Below are 11,803 nucleotides of genomic sequence, written 5' to 3'. Positions count from 1 at the left end.
CCGACCAGGCACACATCGACCAGGCACACCCCCGACCGGGGCGCGCCCCTTGGCCAGGCGCGGCCTCCGGCGCCGTGCCCCGCCTCCGCCCGCCGCGGCGGCACGGCTGGTCCGACGCGGAGACCGGCGCCGCGAGCCGCGAGCCACGAGCCGCCCGACAAGTGCCGGACAGGGGGCGGCACCGGCCCGCAGGCCCGGGCGGGCGGGCTGTGCCGCGTCCTGTACGAGCCGCCGCCCGGCGGCGATAGTGGGTCGGGTCAGTGGGCCGGTTTCCCTCGGGACCGGCCCTGTCCCCCGCTTCCCTGGACGGCAGCCATGCGTGAGCTTCTGGACTCGACGGACTGCGTGCTCTTCGACTTCGACGGCCCGGTGTGCCGGCTGTTCGTCCGGCACCGCGCGGCCGATGTGGCCGCCCGCCTCCGCGCTCTGCCCGCGCTGCGCACCGCCGCACACCCCCTCACCGAGCCCGACGACCCGTACGCCGTGCTGCGGGCCGGAATCGGCCGCGCCGACGGGGGCCGGGGCCACGGCAGTCCGAACGACCCGGACGACGGCGCGGTGCCGGCCGACCTCGCGGAACTGCTGGCCGCCCTCACCGCCGAGGAGGTGCGGGCGGCCGAGAGCGCCTGGCCGACCCCGTACGCCGACCGGCTGCTCCAGACCCTGCACGCCACACGGCGCCGCCCGGCGATCGTCACCGACACCTCCGGGGAAGCGGTGGCGCGCTATCTGGACAGCCGGGGGCTGGCCCATCTGTTCGCCGGACGCATCCACGGCCGTGGCGGAAGCCCCCGAGCTCTGAAGCCCGAACCGGAAGCGGTGCACCGCGCGCTGGCCTCCACCGGTACGGCGGCCGACCGGGCCCTCCTGATCGGCACCTGCGCGCGGGAGAAGGAGACGGCGGACGCCGCCGGCGTCCGCTTCGTCGGCTACGCGCCGAGCGAGGAAGGCACGGCCGCGCTGCGGGCGGCGGGCGCCGAGCACGTGGTCGGCTCGCTGCTGGAGCTGGTCGACGCCGCACGCGCACCGCACTTCGGCTGACGCGCGCCGCGTGCCCCGGGGCGCCGCTCGGGCGGACGGCACCTACGTAGGCTGTGGCCGGCGCGACGAGAAGTCACACCACCCGCTCACCCGGCGACAGAGGAGCAGGACATGATCGACGAGCCCGCACACGACCCCGAGGTGCTCCAACTGGCCGCGAAGATCTTCGATCTCGCCCGGCACGGAGACCGGGACACCATCGCCGCCTACGTCGACGCCGGGGTCCCGCCGAACCTGACGAACGACTCGGGCGACTCACTGGTCATGCTCGCCGCCTACCACGGCCACGCCTCCTCGGTGCGAGCCCTGCTGGAACGCGGAGCCGAGCCGGACAAGGCGAACGACCGGGGCCAGACGCCGCTGGCCGGCGCGGTGTTCAAGGGCGAGGACGAAGTCGTACGGGCGCTGCTGGACGGCGGCGCCGATCCGGCCGCCGGGGCGCCGAGCGCGATCGAGACCGCGCGGATGTTCGGCAAGCAGGAGCTGCTGGTGCTCTTCGGCGCCGCCTGAGCCCCCGGCAGCCGCCTCTCCCACCCGCACGTCAGCCGACCGCGATCCGCCCCCGCCCGCACGCTCTCGTCCTCTGCCTCCCGACGGACCGCGGTCCCAACAGGCCTGGAGGCCGACGGGTCCGCCGGCCCGACAGACGTGCAGACCCGACACGTACGGGCCCGACACCTGCAGGCCGGCTGACGTGCTTCCGGCGGGCTCGGCCCGCCGGAAGCACGTCACAGGGGCGCTTCGTCGAACTCGCGGGACGACGGCGGGCGGACTTCCTTGACGAGAGCGACGCCGTCCCGCTGCTCGGCGGCGCCGACAGCCACGGCTGCGCCGTCCGCGGCGTCACCGTCGACGGCCGGTCCGCCGGAGGCCGCCGGCTCCGCGCCGTGACCGCCCTCGGCGGGCTTGTGGTTGCGCAGGAGCAGCGCGACCATGACGGCGATACCGGTGATCATCACGGCGCTGACCAGCGCAGTGAGTGCCATACCGCTGACGAACGCCCGGCCCGCGGCCTCCATCAGCGGCGAGCCCAGCCGCTCGGGCAGCTGCGCCGCCATCGCGTTGGCGCCACCGATGGTGTCCCCGGCGACACGGGCCATCTCGTGGGGCAGGTCCTGCGGCGTCGTCTCCTCCATCTCCCGGCGGTAGACGGCGGTGCCCGCACTGCCGATCACTGCGATACCGAGCGCCATCCCCATCTCGGTGGAGGTCTCGGAGAGGGCTGAGGCAGTGCCCGCCCGCTCGGGCGGGGCCCCCGCGATGATCAGGTCGGTGCCGAGCGCCATCGTCGGTCCGAAGCCCAGATGCATCACGACCAGCGCGGTGATCACCACCCAGGACTCGGAGTCCACCGTGATCCGGGCAAGCATCACGATGCCCACCACCGAGACCAGCAGACCGGCCGCCATCACGTACGCGGCGCGGAACCACTGCAGCAGCATCGGCGCCAGCATGATCGTCACCATGCCGGCCAGCACGCCGGGCAGGCCGTAGAGACCGGCCTTGAACGGCGAGAGGTCGAGAACCATCTGCAGGTACTGGCCGATGAAGAACATCAGCCCGCCGCTGGCGAACACCGCCAGACCGACGGCACCGATCGAGACCGCGAAACCGCGGTTGCGGAAGAGCCCGAAATCGACGAACGGCTCCGCCTGGTGCCGCTGCCGTCGCACGAAGAACACCCCGATGCCGATCCCCAGTGCCATCGCGGCGAGGGTGGGCGCGCTCGGGCCGTTCTCGGCGGTCTTCTTGATGCCGTAGACGAACGAGAGCACGGTCGCCAGGGAGAGCACGGCGCTCAGCAGGTCGATCCGACCGCGCCCCGGGTCCTTGAACTCGGGCAGCAGAATCGGCCCGGCGACCAGCAGCAGCACCATGACCGGGACACCGAGGAGGAAGACCGAGCCCCACCAGAAGTGCTCCAGCATCGCGCCGCCGACCAGCGGCCCGGCGCCCGCGCCGAGCATGAAGCTGGACATCCACACGCTGATGGCGACCGTGCGCTGCCGGGGCTCGTGGAACATGTTGCGGATCAGCGACATGGTGGACGGCATCAGGGTCGCGCCCGCCAGGCCCAACAGCGCTCGCGCGGCGATCAACTCCCCCGCGCTTCCCGCGAAAGCGGCCAGCACCGACGCCGCACCGAAACCCGCGGCACCCAGCATCAGCAGCCTGCGCCGGCCTATCCGGTCGCCGAGCGTGCCCATCGTGATCAGTGAACCGGCGATCAGGAAGCCGTAGATGTCGACGATCCAGAGCAACTGGGTGCTGCTGGGGCTCAGATCGGCGCTGAGCTGCGGCACCGCGAGGTGCAGCACCGTCATGTCGAGGGAGATCAGCAGAGTGGGCAGGGCCAGGACGAAGAGGCCGATCCACTCCCGCTTGCCGGCACGGTGCACCGGCGAAGATTCGGGCCCGGAACCGGGCCCTTTGGTGATCTTGGTGTCAGTCATGGCTCTCACGCTAGAAGTTCAACACAGCTTGAAGTCAAACGATTTCCTGCGGCCTCCGGGCCGGTGTGCACCCGTCGAACGCCCCCGCCGAACGCCTCCGCCGAGACGTCCGCACACCGGGCCGTCCGCGCGGGGACGCGCTCGACCCGACGTCCCCGGCAGCAGCGCGAGAACGCAGAAAAACCCTTGGCACCACAGCCGCGCGAATTGCTAACTTGCGTGACCTGTACGCCTGATGACGCGCCCACCCGACGGGCCCCTCCCCACGGGCCGCACGAGCCCCGGAAAGCAGATGTTCTATGACCCGCACCGCGCCGAGCGCGCCTCTCCAGCCATCGGAAGTCACCGTAACCCCCGGCACTGACAACGCCGCCGGCTGAGCTGTTTCCGCAGGTGAACGCACCTGCGACGGCAAGGCGACTTTCGACCCGCGGATCGGGAATCCGAGGGGCCCGCTCGGCCTGCTCCTGCTGTCCCACACATGCCTCAGCAAGGAGTACCGGGTGTCCAACAACCCCAACAGCCAACCGAGTTCCGTCCTGCGCACCGACACCTTCGACTGTGTCCGCTGCGGGCTCACCGTGACGACCCACGCGCCGGACGGCGGCCGTCGGCACCACTGCCCGAGCTGTCTGCACTCCCGCCATGTCACCGACCGGGTGGCCGGCGGGCCGTCGGACTGCCGGGCCAGGATGAACCCCATCGCCATCGCGGTTCTTCGCACCGGCGACTGGACCGTCGTCCACCGCTGCACCCGCTGCCGGGAGCTGGCCGCCGGCCCGGTCAGCGGCGACGACAACCAGCTCGTCCTGATGCGGATGGCGGTGCGTCCACTGGCCCAACCACCCTTCCCCCTCGAAGCCTTCGGCGACATCTGACGGGCGGGGACGACATGCCACGACGCACCCACGACCGTCGCACCCGGGACGCCGCAGGACGCGGGCGCGGAGGCGGACGCCGCCAGCGACCCAAGGACGTACGGCACCGGCCCGGCGGCGAGCGCGGCGACGCGTTCCGCTGCGTGGGCTGCCGCCTCGACGTACCGCTGACCGCCCCGGGCACCGCGCACCGCAACCACTGCCCGCACTGCCTGGCCGGCCGCCATGTCGACCGGAGCACTCCGGGCGACCGGGAGAGCCGTTGCCGGGGCCGGATGACCGCACTCGGCCTCTCGGTGCACGAGAACGGCGAGTGGCAGCTCATCCACAGCTGCGAGGTCTGCGGGACGCTCAAGCCCAACCGGATCGCCGGCGACGACAACGCGCTCGCCCTGATACGGCTCGCGCTGCGTCCCCTCGCCGACCCCCGGCTGCGCGACCGGGCTCTCCTCGCGCTCTGACCCCGCGGGGGCGCGGCCGGCCGGCCACCACGCCGACCGACCGCACCCCCGCGCCACACCCGCCGCCGCGCCGCGCCCGCCGCGCTCGAACACCCGGTCCGAACAGTGCCGGTCCGAACTCCGCCCGTGCGGCCTGAACTTCGCCCGCGCGGCCCGAACTCCGCGGCCCGTACACGCCTCTGCCACCCGGCCGGCACGAACGGCCGCCCGCCGGCAAGCCACCTCGAGAGGGGCGCACGTGCGTACGCACCCGTCGGCGAGGCGTACGACGCGCTCAGCCGGGCCCCTCGCCCTCGTCACTCCCGGACACCCCGTCGCCGCCGCCTCCGTCCACGTCGGCCTTCACCTCGCCGGCCTCCGCCCCGTCGACCGCGCCTCGATCCGGGCTCCCGCCCGCGGCGCCGCCCGCCTCGTCGGCTGCGAGGGCGGCGCAGTGGTCGGCGCGGGAACGGAGCAGGTCGCGCTCCCGCTCGTTGCCGGCCAGCTCCGCGGCCCGCGCGAACTCCGCCCGCGACGCGGCGAATCGGCCCAGCCGCTCCAGCAGATCGCCGCGCACGCTCGGGAGCAGGTGGTAGCCGCGCAGGGCCGGTTCGTCCGCCAACTTCTCGAGGAGGCGCAGGCCCGCTGCGGGACCGTCCGCCATGGAGACGGCCACCGCGCGGTTGAGCTCCACCACCGGCGAGCCGGTCAGCGCCGCGAGTTCACGGTAGAGCGCGGCGATCGCACGCCAGTCGGTGTCCTCGTAGCGCACCGCGTACGCGTGGCAGGCGGCGATCGCGGCCTGGAGCGCGTAGGGCCCGCGGCCTGCGCGCTCCAGCGCGGCCACGCCCCTGCCGATCAGCAGCCGGTTCCAGCGGGTGCGGTCCTGGTCGGCAAGGAGCACCACCTCACCGTCCGGACCGACCCGGCCCGGCATCCGAGCCGCCTGGAACTCCAACAGCGCGGCGAGGCCGTGCACTTCGGGTTCCTCGGGCATCAACTCGGCGAGCACTCGCACCAGCCGCAGCGCGTCCTCGCACAGCCCCGGGCGCAGCAGATCGTCGCCCGCGGTCGCGCTGTACCCCTCGTTGAAGACCAGATAGACGACCTCCAGCACCGAGGCCAGTCGCTCCACCCGGTCCGCATCGTGCGGCACTTCGAACGGCACTCCGGCCGCGGCCAGCGTCCGCTTGGCCCGGGTCACGCGCTGGGCGACGGTGGGCGCGGAGGTCAGGAAGGCGCGTGCGATCTCCTCGGTGGTCAGCCCGCCGAGCAGCCTGAGCGTGAGGGCGATCCGGCCCTCGGTCCTGAGCACGGGATGGCAGGCGGTGAAGATCAGACGGAGCAGATCGTCGTCGATGTCGTCCGCCGCATCGGGCAGACGGTCCTCCGGCGACGGAACCTCCTCCAACGCCCGGCCGACCTCGGCGAGCTTGCGCGCGTACGTCTCCCGACGTCGCAGCAGGTCGACCGCCCGGTGCCGGGCCGTGGCCATCAGCCAGGCGCCCGGCCTGTCCGGTACGCCCGACTCGGGCCAGCGCTCCAGAGCGGCGACCAGCGCGTCCTGGGCCAGTTCCTCGGCGATACCGACATCGCGCACAATCCGGGCGATGCCCGCGATGATCCGCGGCGACTCGATCCGGTAGACCGCCTCAACCGCACGCCGCACACCGACCGACCCGACCGACGGAACGGCCCCGGGCGGGACGGGCTCCAGCGGAACGGGCACGGGCGGGTTTTCTGAGCTCACGGCAACTCATCACAGCACTCCGTCCCGCGACCGGCAAGCACGGCCGGCCGGCCGTGCTTGCCGGTCGCGGGACGGAGTGCTGTGATGAGTTGCCGTGAGCTCAGAAAACCCGCCCGTGCCCGTTCCGCTGGAGCCCGTCCCGCCCGGGGCGACGCGACGGGCAGGCCCCGCCCCGACCTGTCCCCGCGAACGCCCGTGCGCTCGGGCGCCATTCGCCTCAGCCCTCGGCGATCTCCCGGACCTCCGCGGTCAGCGACCAGTCGGCGGGGTGGACCTCCAGGAAGCGCCGGGCCCACTCCAGCGCCTCGGCCTTGTCCTTGGCCTGGATGATCGAGTAGCCGCCCACCACCTCCTTGGTCTCGGTGAAGGGACCGTCGGTGGGGGTGACCCGGCCCTTGGACCAGGTCAGCCTCGTGCCCTCGGAGGTGGGCATCAGACCGGCGGTGTCCAACATGACCCCGGCCCTGGTGATCTCCTCCAGCAGGGCGCCCATCCGGCCCTCGAAGTCCGGGCACGGCTCTGCGGCGGGGCTGTTCTCGTCCATGTGGATGATCGTCATGTAGCGCGGCACGGTGGCTCCTCGGTCTCGTCGGCGTGGGCTGTCCCCGCCTCTCACCCGTGCGTCGAACGGGCGACGGCGAATTCGACAGTCCTGCCGAAAGTTTCTCGGGATTCCTCGAATTTCTCCCGGCAGGCCGCCGACCACGGGCTCGACCGCCATCGGCTCCGCGTCGGCGCCCTACCGCCGCCCGGTGCCCGCCTCTCCCGCACGCCCCGCCTCCCACTCGCGGCCGATCTCCCGCACCAGTGCCCGGTAGACCCCGAGGTGGCGGAACGGCTTGATGAGCGCCATGTACAGCGAGCCGAGCCGTCCGTTCGGCTTGACCAGCACCGTCATCACACCGTGGTGGCCGCCGTTGCCGTCCGGCACCCAGCCGATGTGCATGACGCCGTGGACGGTCGCGTTCGCCATTTCCGCGACCCACTCCTCGTGCGTCTGGAAGACCGAGGCCATCGGGAGCGTACGCAGGTCGGGACCCCGCTCGCCGTCCCGCAGGTCCTGCGGCAAGCGTTCGCGCAGGCTCTGCACCCGGCCGCCGACTCCGCTGCCCGGCCGGTCCCAGCCGAGGATCCGCCCCAGCCGCCACCGCACCGCGAAGAGCAGCCGAGAGGTCCGCGAGGTCAGATGCCCTTCGCTGCCGTTCGCGAACTGGCGCACCAGTCGGTCGAGTTCGTCCGGGCCGCCGGGTGTCGGCAGACGCCAGACGTCCTCCACCCGGAAGTCCTGGACCAGCGCGCGGGCCCGCCAGGGCCTGGAGGTGAACTCACTTCTCGGGAGCCGCACGGCTGACCCCTCTCATTTATACGGTGGCGTACAGTCAGCGTAGAGCAATCCATACGCCTCCGTATACACAAGAGGCGGTCGGATCGCCCGAGGAGCGATCCGACCGCCTCGACAGCTGCGCGGAACGAGCGCGGTTCAGCCGTTCACGTACTCCGCCAGATGTTCGCCGGTGAGGGTGGAGCGGTCCGCGACCAGCTGCGCCGGAGTGCCCTCGAAGACCACCCGGCCGCCGTCGTGACCGGCGCCGGGGCCGAGGTCGACGATCCAGTCCGCGTGCGCCATCACCGCCTGGTGGTGCTCGATGACGATCACCGACTTGCCCGAGTCGACCAACCGGTCGAGCAGGCCCAGCAGTTGCTCGACGTCCGCCAGATGCAGACCGGTGGTCGGCTCGTCGAGCACGTAGACGCCGCCCTTCTCGCCCATGTGGGTCGCCAGCTTGAGCCGCTGGCGTTCGCCGCCCGAGAGGGTCGTGAGGGGCTGGCCCAGGGTGAGGTAGCCGAGTCCCACCTCCGCGAGCCGCAGCAGAACGCGGTGGGCGGCAGGCGTACGCGCCTCGCCGGCACCGAAGAACTCCACCGCCGCGGCCACCGACATCCCCAGCACCTCGCTGATGTCCCGGCCGCCGAGCCGGTACTCCAGCACCGAGGAGTCGAAGCGCTTGCCGCCGCACTCCTCGCAGGGCGAGGCCATGCTCGCCATGATCGCCAGGTCCGTGTAGATCACGCCGGCGCCGTTGCAGGCCGGGCAGGCTCCCTCGGAGTTGGGGCTGAACAGCGCCGGCTTCACGCCGTTGACCTTGGCGAACGCCTTGCGGATCGGCTCCAGCAGCCCGGTGTACGTCGCCGGGTTGCTGCGCCGCGAGCCGCGGATGGCGCCCTGGTCGACCACCACCACCTCCTCACCCGCCGGCAGCGACCCGTGCACCAGTGAGCTCTTGCCCGAGCCGGCCACGCCCGTGACCACCGTCAGCACACCCAGCGGGATGTCGACGTCCATGTTGCGCAGGTTGTGCCGCGACGCCCCGCGGATCGCCAACTCACCGGTCCGCTCGCGGACTTCGTCCTTGAGCGAGGCGCGGTCGCCCAGATGGCGCCCGGTCACGGTCCCGGCGGTGCGCAGGCCCTCGACCGTGCCCTCGTAACAGACGGTGCCGCCCTCCGAACCGGCGCCCGGCCCGAGGTCGACCACGTGGTCGGCGATCGCGATCGTCTCGGGCTTGTGCTCGACGACCAGCACCGTGTTGCCCTTGTTCCGCAGCTGGATCAGCAGATCGTTCATCCGCCTGATGTCGTGCGGGTGCAGGCCGATGGTGGGCTCGTCGAAGACATAGGTGACATCGGTGAGGCTGGAACCGATGTGCCGGATCATCTTGACCCGCTGCGCCTCACCGCCGGAGAGAGTGCCCGAGGGGCGGTCGAGCGAGAGATAGCCGAGCCCGATCGCCACGAACGAGTCGAGGGTGTGCAGGATCGAGTCGAGCAGCGGCCGGACCGAGGGCTCGTCGAGACCGCGCACCCACTCGGCCAGGTCGTTGATCTGCATCGCGCAGACGTCGGCGATGTTGAGCTTCCGGATCCTCGACGAACGCGCGGCGGCGTTGAGCCGGGTGCCTCCGCACTCCGGGCATTCGGTGAAGGTGATCGCCCGGTCCACGAACGCCCCGATGTGCGGCTGCATCGCCTCCCGGTCCTTGGCCAGGAACGACTTCTGGATACGCGGAATCAGCCCCTCATAGGTGAGGTTGACTCCGTTGATCCTGACCTTGGTCGGCTCCAGGTGGAGGAAGTTGTGCAGCTCCTTCTTGGTGAACTTCCGGATCGGCTTGTCCGGGTCCACCAGGCCCGACTCCGTGATCACCCGCATCGACCAGCCGCCGCCCTTGAAACCGGGGATGGTGATGGCACCCTCGTGCAGGCTCAGGGTGTCGTCGTAGAGCTGGGTGAGATCGAAGTCCGAAACGGTGCCGCGTCCCTCGCAGTGCTGGCACATCCCCCCGGCCCGGGTGAACTTCGTCTTCACCGCCTTCGCGGAGTCGCCGCGTTCCACGGTGATCGCCCCGGCCGCCCGTACCGTCGCGGTGTTGAACGAGAACGCGGTCGGCGGACCGACGTGCGGCTTGCCGATCCGGCTGAAGAGGATGCGCAGCATCGCGTGGGCGTCGGTGACGGTGCCCACCGTCGACCGCGGGTTGGCGCCCATCCGCTCCTGGTCGACGATGATCGCCGTCGTCAGACCGTCCAGCACATCGACCTCGGGGCGGGCCACCGAGGGCATGAAGCCCTGGACGAAGGTGCTGTACGTCTCGTTGATCATGCGCTGCGACTCGGCGGCGATGGTGGCGAACACCAGCGAGCTCTTCCCCGAGCCGGAGACCCCGGTGAACGCGGTCAGCCGTCGCTTGGGCAGCTCGACGCTGATGTCCCTGAGGTTGTTCTCCCGCGCGCCGTGCACACGGATCAGGTCGTGGCTGTCCGCCTCGTGCGGCTCGGACGGCTTGCCGCCCTCTCTCGGGGCCTTGCTCATCGTCTCTCCAGGGGTGCGGTGGGCGGCGTGACTCTCGCGGGCCGGGACGCCGGGGCCCGGCCCGCTGCGGGCAGTAGGTAGAGGGCCGGCCTCACACCGGCACGCGTCGGGTCACTTCACTTCCTGGATGCGGATCATGTTCCCGGCCGGGTCGCGGAGCGCGCAGTCCCGCACGCCCCACGGCTGGTCGGTCGGCTCCTGGACGATGTCGACGTCCTTCGCCTGGAGCCGGTCGAACGTGTCGTCCAGATTCTTGGTGGAGAGAAGGAGGCTCGCGTACGCGCCCTTCGCCATCATCTCGGTGATGACCCGTTTCTCCTCCTCGGTGATGCCCGGGTTCGCACCGGGCGGGTCGAGGACGACGTTGATGTCGGGCCGCCCGACGGGGCCGACGGTGATCCAGCGCATCCCCTCGTAGCCGACGTCGTTGCGCACCTCGAAGCCGAGGACGTCGCGGTAGAAGCCGAGCGCCGCGTCCGGATCGTCGTGCGGCATGAAGCAGGAATGAATGTTGATGTCCATGCCTGTCAGGCTATGAGCGCCTCTCCGGTCGCGCTTCTCGATTCCTGATCGGTCTGGTGACCTGCTTGGCGACGCACGCCGGAATACCCGCCGCCTCCCCGCCCGCCTCCCTGCGATAGCTGCTCGGAGACATCCCGACCAGCTCGGTGAAGCGCGTACTGAACGTCCCGAGCGAGGAGCACCCGACCTCGAAGCACACCTCGGTGACGCTGCGGTCGCCCCGCCGCAGCAGCGCCATCGCCCGCTCGATGCGGCGGGTCATCAAATACGAGTACGGCGACTCCCCGTACGCCTCGCGGAACCTGCGGCTGAGGTGGCCGGCCGACATGTGCACACCCCGGGCCAGCGCCTCGACATTCAGCGGGCGGGCGTACTCCCGGTCCATCCGGTCGCGCACGCGCCGCAGCAGCACCAGCTCGCGCAGCCGGGCTTCGTCGGCGGGTGAGGAAGTCATCCGGAAATCGTGCCACCCACCACCGACACCGCCCACCGGGAGAAGTCCGACGGAACGCGGGCCGGAGACGAGCGGGGCGGAGACGAGCGGGGCGGCGCCTCGGGAAGGGCAGCACGCGGCGGGACGAGAGGCGGGACGGGGCGCGGAACCGGGAGAGCCGGACGCGGGTCGGGGGCGCGGGCGGCCGGAGCCGGGGCGACGAGACCCGGAACCCGAGCGCGGGGCACGGGCCCTGGAAACACGAAAGGCAAGGGGCTCACCGCCTCCTTGCCACTCTCAACGTATAGCGCACCGGGGGGCTTGCGGCAAGACCCCCCTCATACCGCAAAATCGCCGACCTGAGCGGAATCACCGCGATACGTCGTTCCGGACGCCTCAGCCCGTTCACCCACTC

11 protein-coding genes are annotated in these 11,803 nt (G+C 71.7%); 4 read left to right on the top strand and 7 right to left on the bottom strand.

From position 1 onward, the window contains the following. The first annotated feature begins 315 nt into the window (after positions 1-315). A complete protein-coding gene (locus JGS22_RS11540; RefSeq protein ID WP_211042521.1) occupies positions 316-1,041 on the top strand; it encodes an HAD family hydrolase in 726 nt (241 codons plus the stop codon). 111 nt (positions 1,042-1,152) lie between these two features. After that, positions 1,153-1,551, top strand: a complete 399-nt coding sequence (locus JGS22_RS11535; protein WP_211042520.1) for an ankyrin repeat domain-containing protein — start codon at positions 1,153-1,155, stop codon at positions 1,549-1,551. A gap of 218 nt (positions 1,552-1,769) precedes the next feature. On the opposite strand, the gene JGS22_RS11530 is transcribed toward JGS22_RS11535, so the two are convergent. Beyond that, positions 1,770-3,494 (bottom strand): MFS transporter, encoded by a 1,725-nt coding sequence (locus JGS22_RS11530; protein WP_211042519.1) that lies wholly within the window; start codon positions 3,492-3,494, stop codon positions 1,770-1,772. 503 nt (positions 3,495-3,997) lie between these two features. On the opposite strand from JGS22_RS11530, the gene JGS22_RS11525 reads away from it, so the two are divergent. Together JGS22_RS11525 and JGS22_RS11520 are read left to right on the top strand one after the other, a co-directional pair. Continuing rightward, entirely contained in the window at positions 3,998-4,372 is a 375-nt protein-coding gene (locus JGS22_RS11525; RefSeq protein WP_211042518.1) for an RNHCP domain-containing protein, read from the top strand. Positions 4,373-4,386: 14 nt separating this feature from the next. Then, positions 4,387-4,833: an RNHCP domain-containing protein gene (locus JGS22_RS11520; protein WP_211042517.1), complete on the top strand. Its 447-nt coding sequence runs from the start codon at positions 4,387-4,389 to the stop codon at positions 4,831-4,833. Positions 4,834-5,107: 274 nt separating this feature from the next. On the opposite strand, the gene JGS22_RS11515 is transcribed toward JGS22_RS11520, so the two are convergent. The 6 genes from JGS22_RS11515 to JGS22_RS11490 form a co-directional block, all read right to left on the bottom strand. Continuing rightward, the gene (locus JGS22_RS11515) at positions 5,108-6,481 is read right to left on the bottom strand and encodes an RNA polymerase sigma factor (protein ID WP_211042529.1); all 1,374 of its coding nucleotides are present in this window, start codon (positions 6,479-6,481) and stop codon (positions 5,108-5,110) included. Positions 6,482-6,779: 298 nt separating this feature from the next. Continuing rightward, positions 6,780-7,133, bottom strand: coding sequence for a YciI family protein (locus tag JGS22_RS11510; RefSeq protein WP_211043009.1), 354 nt, complete (start codon positions 7,131-7,133; stop codon positions 6,780-6,782). Between the two features lie 168 nt (positions 7,134-7,301). Continuing rightward, the gene (locus JGS22_RS11505; protein WP_211043010.1) at positions 7,302-7,907 is read right to left on the bottom strand and encodes a DUF2867 domain-containing protein; all 606 of its coding nucleotides are present in this window, start codon (positions 7,905-7,907) and stop codon (positions 7,302-7,304) included. 135 nt (positions 7,908-8,042) lie between these two features. After that, on the bottom strand, positions 8,043-10,433 hold the full coding sequence (locus JGS22_RS11500) for an ATP-binding cassette domain-containing protein (protein ID WP_211043013.1): 2,391 nt from the start codon (positions 10,431-10,433) through the stop codon (positions 8,043-8,045). 111 nt (positions 10,434-10,544) lie between these two features. Beyond that, the gene (locus tag JGS22_RS11495) at positions 10,545-10,955 is read right to left on the bottom strand and encodes a VOC family protein (RefSeq protein WP_211043015.1); all 411 of its coding nucleotides are present in this window, start codon (positions 10,953-10,955) and stop codon (positions 10,545-10,547) included. A 10-nt stretch (positions 10,956-10,965) separates the two neighbouring features. Further along, entirely contained in the window at positions 10,966-11,409 is a 444-nt protein-coding gene (locus JGS22_RS11490) for a helix-turn-helix transcriptional regulator (protein ID WP_211043017.1), read from the bottom strand. Between the last annotated feature and the right edge of the window lie 394 nt (positions 11,410-11,803).

The organism is Streptomyces tardus (genome assembly GCF_018101125.2).
In the GTDB taxonomy this organism is placed as follows: domain Bacteria; phylum Actinomycetota; class Actinomycetes; order Streptomycetales; family Streptomycetaceae; genus Streptomyces; species Streptomyces tardus.
Note: the sequence above shows the minus strand (reverse complement) of the source record. Positions and strands in the feature narration are given on the sequence as shown.

What these genes read in the sequence shown, in the direction of transcription:
- JGS22_RS11540 (WP_211042521.1), top strand. Translation starts at nt 316, where the DNA reads ATGCGTGAGCTTCTGGACTCGACGGACTGCGTGCTCTTCGACTTCGAC.
- JGS22_RS11535 (WP_211042520.1), top strand. Translation starts at nt 1,153, where the DNA reads ATGATCGACGAGCCCGCACACGACCCCGAGGTGCTCCAACTGGCCGCG.
- JGS22_RS11530 (WP_211042519.1), bottom strand. Translation starts at nt 3,494, where the DNA reads ATGACTGACACCAAGATCACCAAAGGGCCCGGTTCCGGGCCCGAATCT.
- JGS22_RS11520 (WP_211042517.1), top strand. Translation starts at nt 4,387, where the DNA reads ATGCCACGACGCACCCACGACCGTCGCACCCGGGACGCCGCAGGACGC.
- JGS22_RS11500 (WP_211043013.1), bottom strand. Translation starts at nt 10,433, where the DNA reads ATGAGCAAGGCCCCGAGAGAGGGCGGCAAGCCGTCCGAGCCGCACGAG.
- JGS22_RS11495 (WP_211043015.1), bottom strand. Translation starts at nt 10,955, where the DNA reads ATGGACATCAACATTCATTCCTGCTTCATGCCGCACGACGATCCGGAC.
- JGS22_RS11490 (WP_211043017.1), bottom strand. Translation starts at nt 11,409, where the DNA reads ATGACTTCCTCACCCGCCGACGAAGCCCGGCTGCGCGAGCTGGTGCTG.